12 protein-coding genes and 1 pseudogene are annotated in these 19,316 nt (G+C 51.8%); 1 reads left to right on the top strand and 12 read right to left on the bottom strand.

Features of this window, described 5'->3' with window-relative positions; translation table 11 throughout:
• Positions 1–559 precede the first annotated feature (559 nt).
• The 12 genes and pseudogenes from IB264_RS29755 to IB264_RS29700 all read right to left on the bottom strand — a co-directional run.
• Positions 560–1,843, bottom strand: a complete 1,284-nt coding sequence (locus IB264_RS29755) for a hypothetical protein (RefSeq protein ID WP_192434665.1) — start codon at positions 1,841–1,843, stop codon at positions 560–562.
• A gap of 14 nt (positions 1,844–1,857) precedes the next feature.
• On the bottom strand, positions 1,858–2,511 hold the full coding sequence (locus IB264_RS29750; RefSeq protein ID WP_192434663.1) for an ABC transporter ATP-binding protein: 654 nt from the start codon (positions 2,509–2,511) through the stop codon (positions 1,858–1,860).
• A 2-nt stretch (positions 2,512–2,513) separates the two neighbouring features.
• Positions 2,514–3,731, bottom strand: a complete 1,218-nt coding sequence (locus IB264_RS29745; protein WP_192434661.1) for a hypothetical protein — start codon at positions 3,729–3,731, stop codon at positions 2,514–2,516.
• Between the two features lie 478 nt (positions 3,732–4,209).
• Complete coding sequence (locus IB264_RS29740) at positions 4,210–5,181, bottom strand: glycosyltransferase family 2 protein (RefSeq protein ID WP_210335682.1); 972 nt, start codon at positions 5,179–5,181, stop codon at positions 4,210–4,212.
• Entirely contained in the window at positions 5,181–6,173 is a 993-nt protein-coding gene (locus IB264_RS29735; RefSeq protein WP_192434657.1) for a glycosyltransferase, read from the bottom strand. The genes IB264_RS29740 and IB264_RS29735 overlap by 1 nt, the downstream gene beginning before the upstream one ends.
• A gap of 904 nt (positions 6,174–7,077) precedes the next feature.
• Positions 7,078–8,691, bottom strand: a complete 1,614-nt coding sequence (locus tag IB264_RS29730; protein ID WP_192434655.1) for a glycosyltransferase family 1 protein — start codon at positions 8,689–8,691, stop codon at positions 7,078–7,080.
• Entirely contained in the window at positions 8,675–9,988 is a 1,314-nt protein-coding gene (locus IB264_RS29725) for a hypothetical protein (RefSeq protein WP_192434653.1), read from the bottom strand. The genes IB264_RS29730 and IB264_RS29725 overlap by 17 nt, the downstream gene beginning before the upstream one ends.
• A gap of 501 nt (positions 9,989–10,489) precedes the next feature.
• A complete protein-coding gene (locus IB264_RS29720) occupies positions 10,490–11,458 on the bottom strand; it encodes a GDP-mannose 4,6-dehydratase (RefSeq protein WP_192434651.1) in 969 nt (322 codons plus the stop codon).
• 12 nt (positions 11,459–11,470) lie between these two features.
• Complete coding sequence (locus tag IB264_RS29715; protein WP_192434649.1) at positions 11,471–12,457, bottom strand: GDP-mannose 4,6-dehydratase; 987 nt, start codon at positions 12,455–12,457, stop codon at positions 11,471–11,473.
• A gap of 496 nt (positions 12,458–12,953) precedes the next feature.
• On the bottom strand, positions 12,954–15,167 hold the full coding sequence (locus IB264_RS29710; protein ID WP_192434647.1) for a glycosyltransferase: 2,214 nt from the start codon (positions 15,165–15,167) through the stop codon (positions 12,954–12,956).
• A gap of 172 nt (positions 15,168–15,339) precedes the next feature.
• A complete protein-coding gene (locus IB264_RS29705; protein WP_309141678.1) occupies positions 15,340–16,785 on the bottom strand; it encodes a mannose-1-phosphate guanylyltransferase/mannose-6-phosphate isomerase in 1,446 nt (481 codons plus the stop codon).
• 66 nt (positions 16,786–16,851) lie between these two features.
• Positions 16,852–18,258: pseudogene (locus IB264_RS29700) on the bottom strand (phosphomannomutase); the annotation flags it as partial.
• Positions 18,259–18,645: 387 nt separating this feature from the next.
• Between IB264_RS29700 and IB264_RS29695 the strand changes: the two are divergent.
• Entirely contained in the window at positions 18,646–19,242 is a 597-nt protein-coding gene (locus tag IB264_RS29695; protein WP_192434645.1) for an NUDIX domain-containing protein, read from the top strand.
• Positions 19,243–19,316 lie beyond the last annotated feature (74 nt).

Here is a 19,316-nt window from a genome sequence, read left to right as displayed (position 1 = left end):
CCTCACTCGGCAATCGGATATAACGTCCCGATTGCCATACATAATCCCGGTGGCGCCACCAGCCCGTCATCGTGATGAAAGCCCGGAAACTCTAATCCCCGGCGATCCAAGGTTTGGGCTCAGAGCACAATGTGACGGACTCTACCAAAATTTGGAGGAAGTTCAGGGTCTCAGGTCACAGCCGATGCGCTTCAACCCAGGCGCACCCGCCAACGACGCTTAGTCCGGGTTGAGGATCGGCGTCACGCCCATGGCTGTGGGGCGCTCGCAACGGATACGAATGAACGCCTTCTGCGCGTCCGAAAACTGCGATGCCTTCATCGTCTCCGTTCCTTTCCCAGCCAGGAAAAATCACCGGAAAACTCTAACCAAAATCGGTCCAGTTTGAAGGGTTCAGATCAGTTCACACGGCTGCGTGATCTTCTCACATTCACGGCAAGAGAACTACTCGCGCACGCTCTGAATCACCTTTCACCGGCGCGGGACTAGCCGGAGTGCGATGATCAGTGCATCCAAATGCGAGTTTACCACTTGCGCGCGGACGGCAGGCGCTTCGGCTTCAGTCTAGCTTGTTGCGGACAAGCAACACGACACCGCAAGCGCCTCCGCAAATAGTCGTCCAGAAAAGCAACCACAGAAACAATGCTAAGGGAACATTCGGGTACGTGCTTCTGTCGGGCCATGTCGGGTCAGTAAAATTGTCGACATAAACCAACTGAAGGGAACTGACGAGTTTCACCTTCTCCAGCTCAGCGATAGCCGACTGAAGTTTGCTTTCCGCGATTTTCAGATCAAACTTAAGCTTGTCGAAAATGTTGGAGTAGTTCGCGAGAGTGCCGGCGCCATCGCTGGGCAGGCCGGCAGCTTTCGCCCCAAGATTCCGCGCCTGTTCCTCAAGCGCAGCAAGCCTCCTATCCATGTCGGCCAACTGCGGGGCTCCTTTGTCGAGGGTCTGACTCAAAGCAGTTCGGCGGCTCTGTAGTTGGGCGATTTCTGACTCGATACCCGTCAGGACGGCAATGATACTCTCCGCAGAGAGATCGACATCAAACACCCCAGTCTGATTTTGGGTGTCCCTCAACTTTCCACGTAAATCGGAAACTTCTATTGTAGTATTATCCACGCCATTTTGGGCGGAGTGGAGTAGATCATTCCACATCCCGGAACTAAGTCGATTTACCTGGTCTTCTGAAAGCTTGAGCACCACCTGCACAAGGTCATGTGCGTCCTTCGGCGTGAACGCCGTCACCTCCAACTCCACAATTCCGCTTTTCGGATTGACAGACGCGGAATAGCGTTTTTTCCAGTATTCTAGGATTTCATCGTGTGTCGCATCCGCGCTAAGGCGGGAGAAGAAATCGATATCGGCACGCCCGAATATTTGCCGCAGATCGACGCTCCTTTGCAGATCCTGTATGATCGAAGGGCTGTCCAGATAGTTCAGTAAGACAGCGGTATCCTGTACAATCTTGGATTTGGGTTCGACGGTATCACTTGAATACCGGTCGCGCGACAACATTGGCGCCGATGAGCGTACAATAAAACGCACTTCGGAGGTATAGCCTGGGCTGGCAATGAAGGCGTAATAGACAATGCTCGCCGCCATCGGCAAAACAAATGCTACGGCTCCGATAATCAAAAAAAGAACAGAAAAAACGCGGTCACGCGTTCGTGGCGCAAGGCCGGCCAGACGATAGAAGTTGCGGCGGCTTTTGTTTTCGAAGGCCAAAGCGCGTGCATAGGAACTTAGAGCTGCAGCCATCTTTTGGCTTCGACCAGCAACGGACGGTGGTTCCGACTGCATGATGAACTGGTTATCGTCTTTCACGATCTTCTCAGGCACGGGCTTCTCATTTCCTAGCGATTAAGGCGCATATATGTTGCTATGCCTTCTTCAACGTTATCGAACTGCACCATACGCCCGTCAATCAGAACGATTGCTACGTCGCAATAGTCTTTAATTGTAACCATGTCATGGGAGATCATGATGACGTCTGATCTAGCGCGCCTCTCCTTGAATGCGTCGCGACATCTCCTTTGGAAGTTTGCATCACCGACCGCGGTGATTTCATCCACCAAGTAGCAGTCAAATTCGATGGCCATCGACAGGCCGAAAGCGAAGCGTGACATCATCCCCGACGAATAGGTTCGCAGGGGTTCGTTTAGATAGCTGCCGATTTCAGCAAACTCCGAAACGAAACGCAGCACGCGGTTGTAATCTTCTCCGTATGCACGCGCTACGAATTTGAGATTCTCCTTTCCACTCAAGTGGCTATTCAGACCATTGGCGAAACCAAGCGGCCATGAAACTCGAACTTGGCGGTGAACACGTCCTCTGTTTGGGAGTTCTGCGCCGGCAATGAGACGCATTGTTGTCGATTTTCCTGCACCATTCACTCCCAGCAAGCCATAAGAACGCCCCGCAGCAAAGTTCATCGACTGATTTCGCAGGATATAGCGACGATGCCCCGCCGTTTTATAGTATTTTGTTACATTCTCTAGGTTGATCATTCTCAAACTCGATGGTCGTCGATCGACATCCATATCAAGGTAACAGTGACCCAAAGCGTCAACAGTCCCACAGTCAGAATGATCCATTCTGAAAAGCGGTCTGGATACTCGGACTTCTCCGGCGCTTGTGAACTCGAAAAAACGGCCATGAACGTTGTCCGCTTGAGTGCCGCCGATTTCGCGGTATCGAGATTTCGGACCGTCGCTTCATAAAGCGCCTGCGCTACAATCCGGCTCGTTTCCAAGCGAGAAAACTCTGTCAAACTTGTTGAAAGCTGCACTTCGCCTGTGGAGTCCCTACCAGCGAGATTGTTCTGGCGAAGCTTAATCTGATCGTCAAGTGCCTGAATGGACCGAAGCAGCTGACGGCCGCGAGCAGTTTCATCCGCGTTCGCCGCTTTCAGGGACTGGAGAGCGACCAGCAACCCTAGCTTCTCCTCAGTCAATTTTGCGATGATTGCGCTCGCCATCTTAGCAGACGAGGTGGGGTCCAAAATGCCCGTCTTGTTTTGATAGTCCCGCAAGCCGTCGAGCGCATTTCGGTACGCCTCAAGGCTCGCCGTGACATCACTCTCACCGCGGGTGACTAGGTCTTTCTTGGCTTTCTCAGATATCCTGTCGATCATTTCATCGGCGGCAGCTAATGCCGCCGTTGATATAGCGACGGAGTCGCTTGGCGAGAACGCGCGAACGGTGAAGATGATAATCCCCGAGGGACCATCGACATAGGTGTCGACATGCTTCACCCAATATTTATACAAGTCTTCAAATGAAGCATCATCTGCAAGCCGCGACAATATGTCGATGGCATCTTTTGAGAAGAAGCGACGTAACCCAATTTCCGCATCCAGTCTCCTAACGAGCTGAGGCGACTTCAGATAGTTTGCGACGATATAAGAATCCTGAGTAAGCGAATCGCCACCAATGACCGAACGCCCGTCTCGCTTTTCCGAGGTGTCAAATTGTTCACTGACCCCAATAGTGCGAACAACCATACGCGTCTCGGAAATATATTGTCCACTTGCAATCAGAAAGTAATAAAATCCCGCGACTATACTTGGAAGTAGGACAAAAAATATCAGAGAATTTCTCTTAGTAAAAAGCAAGCCGAAAAGTCTGGACGGCGCCCTGTCCTGCTCAAGCCGGCCCGTGGGATCATTGACAGCACCCCTCGCCACCTTCTCGACTTCCCGATCGGTATAGTCAATTTGTAAGCTCATTCTTCATCCTGTTGGGAGTATCAGGCGGTTAGCCTTTTTGACTGCTGTCAGAATCCGCTGCCACTATTCAAAACAACATTATCATCCGGCGCGTTCAATGGTCGGTACGCCAGCAGGAGAGCTTGACGAAGCAACTGACATTTTAACATCCCATAGGTAATCATGATAGATATGGCTTTAACAGGGCGTGAAAGATGGGCCGTCATTATCGCGCCCTGTCGAATAGAGAACCTTCCCAAACTGCAGTTCAAAGCTCAGAGCTATCCCGTGAGAGCTCCCGCGGGTTATCGTGGTGAACGGCGACCTGCCAGGCCGCCCTTGATCAAGATGCGTACTGGTATATTTCTTCCCTTCCACCGTCGTATCTGGTGATGATGTAGGTTTCCCACATTCGTGCGATTCGATTGTGCTTGGGTCTAAAATCTACCGCGCGTGCAGTTCCATACCTCGCCTTCTGAGGTAAATGCATACTCGCGTGCTAAGCATTATAAAGCCTCTGATCAAGTGATAAACGAGCTGATAGGGAGTGAGGTAGCCTCTCGTGATTGGCGCCTAAGCAATGACCGGCAATAAGCGCTACCCGTTGTCCAGCTCTTTTTACACGCGTGTTAAGCGTCACCTTGCCAAAGCGATCATCAACCTTTTGCCGAAATGCGTGAAAAACAGAACCTCCCATCGCGACTAGGGCTTGAACCGGACTTGGAGATAGTTGGTAGCCGAAATACTTCCTGAAATTGCGAGATTCATCGAAAGCACGCCTTAGCTGTTCCGTGAAGCTGTAATCATGAGAATGGTAGACGACAGCGTCGGGTGTGTAAGCTTTCCAAAAGCCGGCTTCAATAATGGTTCGCGCCCATAATTGGTCTTCTGCAAACTCAACATCGGGATACGGAAATGCCTCCCATACCGACTTGCGTATCAGCGAGTTGTTGTCGGAATAAAAGTGAAGCAATTGACGCCAACTTTCATCAGACGCGTAGCGCGCCGGATCAAGGTCGCGATGCACAATGAGTGGGTGGCGCAGAAAACCTTGAAAATGCTGTTCCAGATCCATCTTTGTGAATGGTGAGGCTGTGTCATACGCAATGTGACGACCGAACACGCCAGCAATGCGAGGATGTTTCTCGGACGCGACGACGAGATTTTCAAGCCAATGTTCATCGACAGGTTCTGCATCATGAGTCAGAAATGCCACGAAGTCCGCATCGGCGGCCTCAATACCAAGGTTCCTCGTCCGTCCGTGGCCGAACTCGTGCGAAGCTATCTCGATTAGCCGCACCAATTCCAATCCGCGAAGGTACTCCCGTGTGCCGTCACGCGACCCTGAATCGATAGCAATGATTTCATAGGTCCACGGTGTTCGCTGGGCGAGCACCTTGTTCATGACCCTTGGTAGAAAAGCCATCGCATTTTTCGTCGGAATGACTACGGCACAACGATGTTTTGCCATCATTTGGCTCCTTGCTGAACGGCGCTGTAAACGCGCTGCTGAATAGCAGCTTCGACAAGACGCGCGGACTTCTCCCACGAGAGCTCGCTGACGTAGGCAAGGCCTCCGCTCCGTAAGCGCTCCCGCTCCTGTGGGTGGTTGAGCAAGCGTTCGATTTCACCTGCGATCCCCTCTGGGGTTGGCATGGCAAATGCCATAGCGTCCTCAGGAAAAATCGACCTGACCGTAGCTAGGTCAAGATCGACGACAGGCAGACCACAGGCCATCATCTCTTTATTGACCAGGGAGTGATTTGTTGCAGAAAATACGACACCGATGGTTGCCTTACGATAAAGCTGAGCCAGCTCCTCGCCATTAAGGATTCCGTGATCGCGGTAGGGGAAATCGACGCTGAGCTTGCCAAGCTCCCAGCCGAAGAAATCGACCTCAAAAGCCACATCGCGCTTTTTCAGTATCTCAAGAGCCATAAAGGCGAGCTCGACCGCACGTCGGGGCGTGACGTAGCGCGCATAAAGCGCGATCCGGTTGTTATGGCGCTGACTTGTCCCAGAGCTCAAATTATATGTGTTTGCGTCGTAGGCCAACGGCCACGACATTGACCACCGGCCGAACTCGGACATGCGCCGGTGAAGCCAATCTCCAGCACAGAGGCAATCGAAATCGAAATGATAGGTCGCTTCTGTCAAAAGCGCTTCAGCACCCGCCGGATAAAATGCGGGCTCGTAGTCCTGCACGAAATAGAACTTGCGCGTAAAGCGTCCCATCGCTTTGACGGCATAGCACGTGAAGCGGTCTGTCGCGATCAGTGCATCGCCCTCTACATCTGGCGTCGTATTGTTGAACAGTTCGACGGAACCCGAAAACGGCTGAAAGTGCCTGTTAATTGTCTCAAGTGCCGCTGCACCCGTCTTATGAACGCTCGGATTCTGTACGAGGAAGCGTACGTCGTGCCCGAAGCGCTCAAGATGGCTCGCGATCCGGAAAATGGTCATATGCCCGCCGGCTCCAGGAACGAAGTCGGGAATAATCCAAGTGATACGAAGCCGAGACAAGTTGGTACTTTCAACGGGGGGAAGTCCGCCGGAAGGTTCATAGCTCACGAATGTTTTGAGATGATCTACACGCCTCTCAATCTGGCTCTTGCGGGCCTTAAGCGGCCGAAGGACCCGCAACAACTGTCGAGCTACGGCAGATAACGACACTAGCACGATCTCCTTGTATTATGATCGAAGAGTTGCGACCCAGAAAAGCGCAAGCTTTCTCTCCTTGTTGCCGAACCGTCTCCGACCTACGGAGCAAGCCTCCAATTTCTCTTAGCTATTGGAATGCTGACTTACCACCGAGAAATTCCAACTGAGCGCCTCCAGCGAGCGAATGAACAAGGAACAAGGAGCAGAGAGACGTTGTCTTCGTGCGATGACGCTTTTCGTGCACCAATTGTCCCGGAGGAACTGCCGGTTTGTTATCAGCCGGATTGCCGAAATGATGTCAACGCCAGGTGAAATTTTCCCATGAAGGTGAAATGCATGAAGTAAGGGATGTCGGAAAGTCAGAGCCCATTGAGACGCCTCTGCACAATCTCCTTCGTCAGGTTTCGGCAAAGTAGGTCCATTCTGATTGCTGCCAGTGGCCGCGAACCTTCAGATGCAGACCGTATTGGCGCACTAAGCGCCGAAACCGGAAGCACGCCGCGGCTCACAACATCCGCTGCTGATATCCTCCACAGGCCGCCAGATGGAGTCTGTTTGCCCCTTATCGAGTGCCAACACGTCGGCCTTGTGATTGGAGAAGTCCGACGGCGTACCTGTTCTAAACTCGCCCTGTTTAGTGAAAAATTAAAACAGAACTCGGCAGCCGATTTTAGGAGGTGTGGTCGATAGAGGCGGTCGACTCAATTCATAGGCTGGCATCCCTGCCTCGGCGGATAACAGCTTGCTGTGCGAACTCAAATATTCCACCAACGCAGACTGACCATTGGTCAATGCGAAAGCGTTCTCGTATGGCATGCTCCTTGGATTTGAGGTAGCCATCTTGTTTCAGCAACGCTTGGATAGCGTCCGCCCACTCTTGGGCGTCCCAAGGGTCCAAGTACTCAAGCAAATCGCCTGCGATTTCGGAAATGGATCCCGCACCTGAAGCTAAACAATATTTCCCATGCGCGAGTGATTCAGCAACAGGGAGTCCCCACCCCTCATACAGCGACGGAAATACAGTGAACAAGCAATTTTGATACAGAACAGAAAGCTCATCGTCATTAACATTGTTCAGCACAAGGATATGATCTTTTACTCTCGGATCGAGCGAAATATCGTTGAACAGATCGGATACACCCCAGCCACGCATGCCGACGAACACCAACTTTGGTAGATCCCTCACTCCGCGCTCTACAAGCCTAACATAAGCCCTGTACAGTACCTCATGGTTCTTTCGTCTCTCGATTGTCGAGACAAACAAGATATAATTAGTTCCAAGCGATGCAATTGCATGAGGTGAGCCTTGCGCAACTTCACCCGTGCTACGCTTAATAGAAGATCCGAGCCGCACTACCTTTGTCTTTGGCGCTGGGCACCCGGAGTAACCAATGAATTGATTAAAGTCATTGCGGCTACACTCAGAAATACACACAATTCCGTCCGCACACCAACTCAATTCCGTAAAATACTTAGAAAAGAAACTTGATACATCACCAACACAAAGATGCGGAAAGAAAAATGGAATCAAATCATAGCAAAATCCAACAACCTTGAAACCAGTCTTGGATTTTAGCTCATATATCCTGTTGAAGTCTTTGTTGTCCCAATCCAACCCAGCAGTTAGATAAACATCATCCTCCGAAAAGGTTACGACAGGACCAGCATCGCTTGATGCTGCAAGTGCGAAACGGAAAGCTTGTTTATCAAATGTGATAGCTCCCAAGCTCTGCCTACGGAAGTTCTTGCTTTGCGCAAACAAGTCTAGGCGCTGAGTTTTCTCAGGGTCCGCAGCAGTAATTAGTTCTTCAATTGGCATAGAGAACGCGCAACGTCCCTCACCGATCTTTGCTACCGCCAGATCTTCACGGAATTGCGATGCGACTGTTTTTGCTATTACATTTTGATCTTGCTCAACAATTATCTCGACTTTTTCAGTTGCGCTGCCACCTTTAATCGCCCATCCGCGCACCAATCCGCCCTCCACCGGATCTAACGAGCACCTTATGGGGCTCTGTAAACCCGACCACCAGCGACCGCGACCTTTTCCCTGCGCCGCCGGCGACACGACAAATGGCTCTACCGCCGATGCGGATGTCTTGTCTTCGTACAAACCTGAGATGAGGTCGGTAATCTTCTTAGTCTGCTTCTCTGAGAGTCGCCTAAATTCACCGATGCTTCTTTCAAAATAGCAAAGCTGGGTACTTTGAGAAAAGCTCGAAGACAAAGCCTGGCGCGCGCATTCCAATTCCGTTCGGACGATCCCCACGGGAGGCCGGTTCCAATTTAACGACGTAGTTACGTCAACCCAGATAGTCACTTCGCTTCTCCTTAATTGCCGAGTCTACTGATTGAAAAAGACGTTCGAAGCAGTTTTCCCAACCCAGTTCATTAGCAATCCGCTTATCTCTTTCTGGAGCGCGATTAGTTCCCATGACGTATCTCACAGCACCGTGCAACTCCTTAGGGTTGCTAGCCACATGCACACCTGGCAGCATCGCGTAATTCTCGAAACCCCTGAATGCCTCCTTAGTTCCCACGACAAACTTCCCTGATTGAAGGGCCTCAGCGGTCTTCAAATTGGTGCCCCCGCCGAATGGGATGGGTAAGAAGAAACCATGACATAAGCTCTTAATCGCGGCCAAATCCTCGTTTGAAACCTGAAATAGCAGCTCCAAACGAGAGAGGTTTACCGAGGAAAAAGGCCCTTGGTTGCATTGGTGATATATGTGTTCAGTTACCGATCCTACTACCACCAGCTTCGTACTTGGGGGAAAACACCCTAAGCTCCCACCCAATAACTCCGAAAAATTAGTGAAATTTGGCGGGTGCGCACTGGCAGCATATAACAAGAATCGAAGATCACCGAGCTTATCAGCCCACTTTTTGAGATCCTCGTCTCTCGGAGACAACGGTTCCACCCCATTTGGCGCAAGAATAAGTTCAGCATCTGCGGCCCATTTCCGTATCGTATCTAGATCAGAAGATGAAACTGCAGACACAATATCAGCTTCCCGAGAAGCCCTTTTCTCAAGATCGTCAATTTCGCGGTATATTTTTTCGAAGCTTCGTGAATACTGCTGCCCCGTTAACGACTTCAGTATATCTATCTTGAGGTTGCCCTCTATATTTTGGCTACCATAAATCAACACGCAACGATTGTTAACCTTGCTCCGATAAGCTGTGGCAAGTGGCCATAGCCACGGCTGCTCAACATGGATGGCATCCAAGTTGTTTGGTACTGAGTTTATGAAGTCTTCAAATACGTCGTCTTTCAGGACGTATTTTGATATCTGGAGATCATTGATGAATAGAATATGCTCACCATAAAATGAATTATAGAGTTCATCTCTCTTTCGGAAAACTTTGTCCTTTGGGCCTTTGAACTCATTTGAATCTTCATCAACGAAGGCAATGGCTTCAACCTGCCAACCGTGTCGTCTAAATTTCTCAACTAAATTCTTTGCTCTGATTTGCCCACCGTGTTTTGGGTCAACGAGCGGATATGTTGTTAATACTAAAAGTGTAGGTCTGGTCGGTCTATGCACTTTTGCCGTCCTCATCCATCTATCGCGCTTGATGCGGTTCAGCGCAGGTGTAAATTCGGGAGTGGTCAACGGGGCCGCGTTATAACAGCAGTCCCTGAAGTAAATTGAAAAAGTCTCCTTCAATAGTCCCTTATAGACTTCGTCAAGTCCTCGTCCGAATTCTGCAACCTGTGCTGACTATTCACTGCAGATAGTGTATTGCTCATCGGTCCATTCGTAGAAGCGCTTTGCCGGGTTGTATGGGCTCCGCCGGGTAACATCCTTGGCTAAGCTCCGGAGATGGAGTTAGCCTCAATCTAGGCGGACACGCATTGGTCAGTTTGATGTATTGTTTGGTCCGCACTTTTCATTCGTGTGGGTTAGATAGTCTGCAATATCGAAATGCCCGCCGACAAATCGCGGCGCTTGGACGGGCCGCCTATAGCATGGCGCCAGCCGTCGGTTTTTATCTTTCCCGCGGCAGCTAGCAGTTTTGTAGACGCTGTGTATCCAGGAAAATCAGTTGAAGGACCTGCGTCGTTACAGGGGCGTTGTAAAAGGGTTCCCAATACGGCGCACACCCCAAAGCGTTCAGAGATTAGCTTTCGCAATTCGTGCTCTCCAGTCATCAAGAACCGCGACTACCGTCTCTTCGAGTTCGAACTTTGGCGTCCAGGCCAATGCACGAGCTGCCGCGCTGGCATCTCCTCTCGCCAATTTAACATCGGTAGGTCGGACGCGGTCCGCCGAAACAACAACCTCGATCTCCAAACGAGAAAGCCGCACAAGGAGGTCAAGTATCGTCCGGATCTGCACCGCCTTGCCTGATGACAGGTTAAAGGCCTGCCCCTCGACACTCTGTCCACCCCCGCCAAGTGCGGTAAGGGCATAAGCCCGAACAACGTCGCGCACGTCGAGAAAGTCTCTGTACGCGCTCAGATTGCCAACCTCAATAATAGGCTCCGACAAGCCGGCCTCAATTCGAGCAACTTGGCTTGCAAATGCGGGGACGACATAAAGTTCTGCCTGGCCAGGTCCTGTATGATTGAACGGCCGGAAACGAATCGAGCGCAAGCCGTCGAAATACATCTGACCAAGCGCTATGTCCGCAGCTGCTTTAGTCGCCCCGTAAACCGTCATCGGTTTTAGCGGACAGTCCTCATTGACGGGCTGGTCGAGTGCCTGTGTAAACGACTGTCCATAGGCCTCCGAACTACCAGCATAAATAAAGCGGCAGTTTCGAGCTTCGCTCAGAACGGCCGAAGCAAGATTGATTGTCCCCTGAAAATTTACGCTCCAGGCATTCGATGGATCGTTCCGCGCCTCCAACGGCGCCGCAACTGCGGCCAAATGAACAACGGCAGTTGGCTGCAGTGCGCGTATGACGCGCACTGCAGCACCTCGATCCACAATGTCGAGTTCGACATCGCAACACGCCCCTCTCCCGGCGGCCAGCACATCCACGGCGACCTCCGCGGAAAGCTCCCGTAGCGTCCGCATCAGCCATGTGCCCACGAAACCGGACGCACCGGTGACAAGGATTCTGTGCTGCAATGTCATTTGCTCGAGACCTTACGCCGACTTCAGATACGCGAGGCGCTTCAGGTCCGCGTCAACCATTTCAACTATCATCTCTTCGAGGGAGATCGTCGGCTCCCAGCCAAAAGCCTCCTTGGCCTTTTTGGGGCTACCGAGGAGAACATCGACTTCAGCGGGCCGGAAAAGATCCGGATCGATGACTAAATGCTTGTCCATATCGAGCCCGGCATGCTGGAAAGCGATCTTGCACATGTCTCGAACAGTCGTGGTACGTCCCGTCGCGATCACGTAGTCATCAGCGACATCCTGCTGCAACATCATCCACATGGCGCGAACATAATCCTTGGAATGGCCCCAGTCGCGCTTCGCATCGATGTTTCCAAGACGCAATTCCGTCGAAAGGCCAAGCTTGATCCTCGCCACACTGTGGGTAACCTTGCGGGTCACAAATTCAATGCCCCGCAGCGGGGACTCATGATTGAAGAGAATGCCGCTTGACGCGTGGAGACCAAAGCTCTCGCGATAGTTTACAGTTAGCCAATGGCCGTAGAGTTTTGCGACTGCATAGGGTGAACGGGGGTAAAATGGCGTCGTCTCCGTCTGCATAGGCTCTTGGATCAGGCCGTACATTTCGGACGATGAAGCCTGGTAAAAGCGCGCGTCCGGTTGCTCAAGACGAACAGCCTCCAAAACGTTCGCAACGCCAAGCCCGGTAACCTGGCCCGTAAGAATGGGCTGTTGCCACGAAGATTTCACAAATGACTGCGCTCCGAGATTGTAGATTTCGTCCGGCCGAACCTCGCGCATAGTACGAATAAGACCCGATAGATCGAGCAGATTTCCATCGACGATCCTCACATCGTTCGTGACGCCAAGCCAATCAAGGCGGCTGAGATTGACATCCGACGTACTGGAGCGACGTGCGAGCCCGTGCACCTCGTAACCTTGCTCGAGAAGAAGTGCGGCGAGATACGCGCCGTCTTGGCCGGTGATACCAGTAACAAGTGCAGTTTTTGCCAATTAATTTCTCCTATATAAGTAGCACCTAGAGGGAGCACGATAGCTTCATATGACAGCCCTCGAAGCGGTCGTCTTTTAGCGATTCAAGCCAGTTGGCTTAGGCTTTAATTTAGTCAATGCACAATGGCAACAGACTCAAACGATGGAATAACGGCACCGCTTCAAAGAGGGAAGACGAGCACGCCGCTTATATAAATTAGTTATGCCTCAATCATATCGCTACCCATGCAGCTTCAGTCTGCGGTTAACCCGCGCGAGCATTGAAGGCCGACATCTTGATAGAATCTGCTTGCGACTTACAAAGTCGCATCATCGACAATGGAAGTGAAAGGCGCAAAATACAATTCATTGCCGCTTCAAATAATACTGGAATAAGATTAAATAACGTAATACGCAATCCAGTCGCCAACCGTTTAATACACCCTAGACTGACAGAGACCAAAAAGCCCAAGAAAATTGTAACTTCAGAATATTTCACGCACAAAATCGCAACAAACTATAATATAGACCTCACTTCCTTTAGGCGATTAAATATTCTTTCTGAAACAGATCCTGGAGACCTAATTACCTCAACGTCAGCCATTCCAGAAATACTCTTGCAGATTCTAATTTCGTCATTGCAATACACATCTCTTAAGGCTGAAACTGCAAAGCAATGCTTTGGCTCCGCCCAATAATGGCCATCCTCAACAAATACGTAATCATTTTTCCTAACCGGTACAAGGTCATAGTCTACCAACCATGAATTCTTATCTGTGCAAACGTCCATATTTCCGGAGTATGCGGTTGCCACCACCGGTATGCCACTTGCGAGGGCATCCAGTATATCAATCCCCAATCCTTCCGAGCGATGTAGCGAGACAAAACAATCGCAGGAACATAGGAGTTCTCGTTGGTGCTGTGGGCTGTACGTCTCATTAATGATCTCAATTCGGTCGTCTTCAGACGATCGCCGCCGTAAGTCCAGCCAAGCCTGCTTTTGATGCAGACTATGAACGTAATCTGCATTCTGTGTTTTGATGATTAGACGCACATTCTCAACGCCGTCAAATGCAGCTATGAAGGCCTCAACCACCGCGATAGCATTCTTGCGTTGCGGCCAAGAAAAAGCGTCGAATGAGGTTAGAAACGTGAACCTATCAGAGCGGTCGCGCGCTCTACCACACGTCTCACGTAGTTTAGATGCGGGAAGCCCGACGGTGACGACGGGAAACCCACGTTCCTCGAAAAGCGAGCTAATAAATGTTGAGGCCGACCAGACTTCATCAACTAAACTCATCCCCAAAAAATGAAGGCTGGAGACCTTATTAAGCTCCCAATAAGGGAATATAATATTATATGAGTTCCGGACAACGTCACCATTCTTCAGAAAGAACTCGGGTATTTGCTCGGAATTTAGGTGGATTATGTTTATATCAGAACAGCGAACATCATAATTGTAGTTTCCCTCGATGGAGGCACTTTGAATTCCATCATTATAGCAAACAAAATTGCAGTCTGCCTCCACCTCGCGCACGGCTTCCATCAGCCTGCGGCTGCTCTCGCCAAGCCCCAATAGCTTGTCGAATGGGCCTATAAACTGGAGCCGGTAGCTCCTGCGAGTCTCAGGCTGCCCTGTAGAACCTGGGTCAGGGCGTCCAGAGGATAGTACGATGGTCTCCCCGCTCTGCGGCAGCAGATCCCTATTCTCTTCGGAGAATTGCAAATCTTCGTGTCTGCATGAGAGCGCCCGAGACTGACGCCGAAGCTGCATCTCTATTTCGCCTTCAACGTGTTGACGGACGTGGGAATTCTGGAAAGCGTAATAGTAGCACCATTCATAAACCCGCCGCCTGCCGGACGGGAAAAGCATTGCAAGTGGGTTGACTAGACCATTGCGCAGAGCAAAGAGCAACATGAAGTAGTTCAATGGATATGAGCGACCGAAACCACACCGGACAAATTCGCGGAGTTTCCCCGCCTCATGAGGGAGCAGGATCGACTGGCCTAACTTGAGTTGGCGGCCTCCCTCCGCGCTCCACCAATAAGGTCCGTAGGCCGCCCGGATAGCGGAGGAATTTTTCCAGCCGATGAGCTTCAGATATTTCGAGAGAGGCGGAAACCTGATCTCGGAGCGAGTTTGCTCAACCGAAGATCGGACGAACATCTTTTCGTCGTCCGACAACGGGATAGATCGGGGGTCGAGATGATAGATGTAGTCGTTGACGTACCAACTGTAAAATTGGTCGTCATCTCCCTTCCAGTTTTTAAGCCGCCTTAAGAACTCTGTGAAATCGCAAGATTGCACCCCAGCACGGCGTTCGCTTCCATAGACGTCAGATTGCGACAGGATGTTGGCTGCCCATGAGGCTCCCAGCCCTTCCATGATGGGAAAAGCAGCGGCCTCACTTCGTACCAATCTATCCCAGAACTGCTTCAGTCGTGTCGCGCGTGTAGCGCCCGCACCTTTCAATTCATGCAGATGACCGTCGCGTGCAGTGAGCCACATGGCGCCCCCGCCAGGTACAAACATCTCCACACTTTCAATCTCGGTCGCCGTGACTCCTGCCAATGGCAACTTGAATCCGTGCACGCCGTTGCCGAGACCGCCATCCAGCAGGTCGGGCCGAAAATAAGCGCAGCTCCACTGGCCTCGGTAGGCGCCATTAATGAACAACTCGAAAACTACACTGCGTGTCGGATGTTTGGAATCAAAAAGCCAACCAAACATGTACCCGTCGCCAATGCGATCGACGTGACCGCGAAATCTGGATCGCTTCCGCAACAGCCCATTTCCCAGTTTGTTGAGCAAGTGATTGACGGAGGTCACAAATTTCTCACTCGTTGGCCCGAACCTGCTGCACACTTCGTGTTTGGCAGCCCTGATCTCACTGTATAGAGTTTCACCCCCGTCCAAACTCGTCGGCGATGCGAACAATGTCATCTTCACCCAGATAAGAGCCGGTCTGCACCTCAATCATTTCCAACGTAATCTTGCCCGGATTCGCGAGGCGATGGATTTCGCCCTGTGGAATGTAGACAGACTCATTCTCGCGTACCACCTTAACCTCGTCGCCAATTGTCACTTCCGCCGTGCCCTTCACACAAACCCAATGCTCAGAACGGTGATGGTGCTTCTGTAGCGAGAGCTTCTTTCCTGGGGTTACGAAGAGCCGCTTTACCTGAAAGCGGTCGCCGTTCAACACCGAGGTGTAGCCACCCCAGGGACGATATGAGGTGGGGTGTGTCTCCGTTAATGCTGCGGTCGCTTTTGTGGCGGCGAGATGCTTGACGAGCTTACCGACGTGTTGGCTGTCGTCGAGGCGCCCCACGTAGACGGCGTCTTCACTGGCGATGACGGCAACACCTTCAAGGCCCAGCACTGCCAAGTGGCTGTTGTTGGACATAACGAGGGAATTTTCCGTATTGATGACTGTCGCATTGCCCAACACTACGTTTCCCGCCTCGTCGCGGGCACCTAGCTTCCAGACTGCATCCCAGCTACCCAGATCGTTCCATGTTATTGAGGATACCACGACTGCGGCATTAGAGGTTTTCTCCATGATCGCGTAATCCACTGAGATATCCGGGCTAGCAGCGAACGCGTCAGCATCCAGGCGGATAAAGTCGAGGTCACTCGTAGCCTTAGAAAGTGCGGCACGGGCAGCCTTCTCTACGTCGGGCGCAAAACTTGACATCTCATCTAGCATCTGGCTGGCCTTGAACATGAAGATGCCGGAGTTCCAAACGAAACCACCGTCACTCAGCATCTTCTGCGCATCCGCCCGCGCTGGCTTCTCCACGAACCGCTTGACTCTAGAAGCGCCGGTTGAAAGGCGTTCGCCGACCTCGATATAGCCATACCCTGTTGCGGGCTCTGTAGGGCTTATGCCGAAAGTGACGAGTTTGCCAGCAATTGCAGTCTGTTGTGCTGTCCGGATCGCATCGAAGTAGCCTTCATCTGCGACGATCTCGTGGTCAGAAGCCAATACCTGAAGCACGGCGTCTTCACTGAAGCGGTTCGCAACGAGAGCCGCAGCAACGGCGACTGCGGGTGCGGTATTGCGAGCAGTCGGTTCCAGCAAGATTCCGCCGAGTTTGATGCCAAGTTCCCGGGCCTGCTCTGCCACGAGGAAGCGAAAATCCTCATTGGTAATCACGAGCGGTGGTTCATAAAGCGTCTGATCAGAGACCCGAGCAAGTGTCGCCTGAAACAAAGTCTGATTGCCAACGAATTGGATGAACTGCTTCGGCGCGCTCGCTCGAGACAAGGGCCATAGTCGAGTACCCTTTCCACCTGCCATGATCACTGGAATGATCTTGCCAACCGAGTTCGTTTCGTCAGTCACCTTTGTTGTCCCCGTTCCTGGTATTGACGTGCCAACCTCTCGCCCAGCACGATTTGACACCCCGTGCGCCCATTGGCGAACGAGATCAAGGCTTTGATTAAGCAGTGCCGCTGCGGCCGCCTCACTTTGCGCCTCAACGTAGCAGCGCATCTCAGGTGCATTCCCAGATGGCCGAAAATGTGCGACGCGCGCATCTTTGAGTGCAATCCTCAATCCATCGATATCACTCGTCGTTGCAACATCACCGATCGTCGCAAGGAATTTACTGAGATTGTCGTCCGATGCACGCAGATGTTTCATCAGCGCTGCGCTCGCCTCGACTGGGAAGGTCTCGAGGCGGCCTGAAGCTGCAAACGGCAGTCCGAAGCCAATGGCTATCTCCGATAGGGCAGTTTTTCGCATCGCCAAAAGTGACAGGACCGCAAGAATAGGCAGGAAACTATCCCGAGTCGGGAGGGCTTCGACGACCTCCCCTTCGACCTTAAATTCGGAACCGGTTAGCAATCCGCCATTGGCCTCGAAGCCCATTACGCTGGCCCCGCCGGCTTGTAGTGCACCAGTCATCCCCGCAATGACGAACGGCGAGCCGACCTTTGTGCGGATGACATTAAAGTCGCCAGTTGCGTCGATACCCGAATTGGATGTGACTGGTGTTACGACGGTTTTCGCTCCGAGAAATTGGGCGGCGATCACGCCAAGCAAATCACCACGCACCGGTTCGCCGGTTTCGTCAGCGACGAGCGGACGATCTCCATCGCCATCTGCGGACACAATAGCGTCAAGCGCGTATTGTTTCGCCCACCCTTTGAGCAAGCTAATGGTGTCGGCCGTAACCGCTTCGGTATCAACCGGAATGAAATGTGCGGAGCGACCAAGTGTCGCAACTTCGGCTCCATAGTGTTCGAGAATCTCAACGAGGAGGTCGCGTGCGACAGTCGAATGCTGATAGACGCCAATCCGGAGACCAGACAGCGCGGAAGCCGGTAGTAGGCGCTTATTACGGACTAAAAACAGCGTCTCCGCTTCCTTGGACCGATCCTGCCCAATGAATGGCGTGATATCCACTGCATCTCGGTCAATCTCGGCGGCGATCGCGCTAATCCGCACCTCATCCTGCTTATCGATCTCACCGTCTGGTCGATAGAATTTTATCCCGTTGCGATCATCAGGGATGTGCGAGCCAGTAACCATCAGCGAGGCTGCACCTAGCTTCAACCCGTAAAGCGCCAGTGCCGGTGTCGGCAAGGCACCGCAATCAACCGGATTCAGGCCTGAACGCTTCAGCGCGCCCATCGCAGTTGCAGCAATCTCAGGACTTGAGGCGCGGAAATCGTGCCCAACGAGAACTGTATCCCCAAGCTTCGCTGACCCAATTTCGATAAGGTGTTGCGCAAAGGCTTGAGCATACACAGACGTCGTGCACCCCAAAAGATCGACAACAAGACCCCGCAGGCCACTGGTTCCAAAATTCATTCTTCGCCTCAAATGACTACGACTAGATGCTAAAAATCGAGCGGATGCTTAGGAGAAACGGCGGATTTTCGCAAGTCCAGCCACTCGCTGACATGGCTCGCGGCTGCTCATAGCGAAAATAACACCGACGCGTCTTCCCTTGCGTTACGACGCCGTTCGAGCCTTCCAAGAGGAACCATTTTCGCCGCATCGCGCTTCGCGTTGGTTCAAAAGAGTACCGCGGCGACAGCACTTGACTTGTCCATAGACAACCTTCATTGCGACGCGGTGTCGCCTGAAGTTAATAGATTAGGACACCACCTGCGGTTAATGTCATGCACATCAACAACAATATTCGACCCGGAACAATAATTTCGTGAATAATATCTCTATTATAGGAGCAGAAATATGCGCCACGCAAGAATATTGTCATCAGAATTACTGGTAAAATCCTGGGGATCCCTTACGGAATACAATTTTCAGTACTCAAAATTATCAGGTGAACTCGCAGAAATTTCACGAGAAGTCTACGACCGCGGACACGCCGCCGCCGTTTTGTTGCACAATCCGATTAGTGATATGGTTGTACTGGTGCGTCAGTTTCGCCCGCCGGCGATGGTAAATGGCAGCGATCCTTTTCTATTGGAGGTTTGCGCGGGGGTACTGGAGGGTGATGCCCCGGAAACCTGCGCGAGGAAAGAGGCTCTTGAAGAAGCCGGCGTCGTCGTGAACGACCTTCGATTTGTCGTATCAGCGTACGGGTTGCCGGCGGCGGTGACTGAGGTGCTGAGTCTATTTATCGGAACCTACGACGACTCCGTCCGGCGCTCAGGCGGCGGGCTACCCGACGAGGGAGAAGACATCGAAGTGATCGAATTGCCTTTTCAAACAGCGTTTCAGATGATTTCGTCAGGCGAGATCGTCGACCTTAAGACAATAGTTCTCTTGCAGCACCTTATGCTGGAACGCGCGAATGTTCCAACCGCCGAATCGGCCAGGACCTAAAACTAAAGCCATAGAATTCCAAAAATTTTATGCAACGCGATTTCCGAAAGAGGAAAGACTGATGTAAGTCCATT

Source organism: Ensifer sp. ENS11 (genome assembly GCF_014851895.1).
Lineage (GTDB): Bacteria > Pseudomonadota > Alphaproteobacteria > Rhizobiales > Rhizobiaceae > Ensifer > Ensifer canadensis.
Note: the sequence above shows the minus strand (reverse complement) of the source record. Positions and strands in the feature narration are given on the sequence as shown.

Excerpts from the sequence above, each read along its gene's own strand:
- IB264_RS29750 (WP_192434663.1), bottom strand. The coding sequence starts at position 2,511 with ATGATCAACCTAGAGAATGTAACAAAATACTATAAAACGGCGGGGCAT.
- IB264_RS29745 (WP_192434661.1), bottom strand. The coding sequence starts at position 3,731 with ATGAGCTTACAAATTGACTATACCGATCGGGAAGTCGAGAAGGTGGCG.
- IB264_RS29740 (WP_210335682.1), bottom strand. The coding sequence starts at position 5,181 with ATGGCAAAACATCGTTGTGCCGTAGTCATTCCGACGAAAAATGCGATG.
- IB264_RS29735 (WP_192434657.1), bottom strand. The coding sequence starts at position 6,173 with ATGACCATTTTCCGGATCGCGAGCCATCTTGAGCGCTTCGGGCACGAC.
- IB264_RS29720 (WP_192434651.1), bottom strand. The coding sequence starts at position 11,458 with ATGACATTGCAGCACAGAATCCTTGTCACCGGTGCGTCCGGTTTCGTG.
- IB264_RS29710 (WP_192434647.1), bottom strand. The coding sequence starts at position 15,167 with ATGTTTGGTTGGCTTTTTGATTCCAAACATCCGACACGCAGTGTAGTT.
- IB264_RS29695 (WP_192434645.1), top strand. The coding sequence starts at position 18,646 with ATGCGCCACGCAAGAATATTGTCATCAGAATTACTGGTAAAATCCTGG.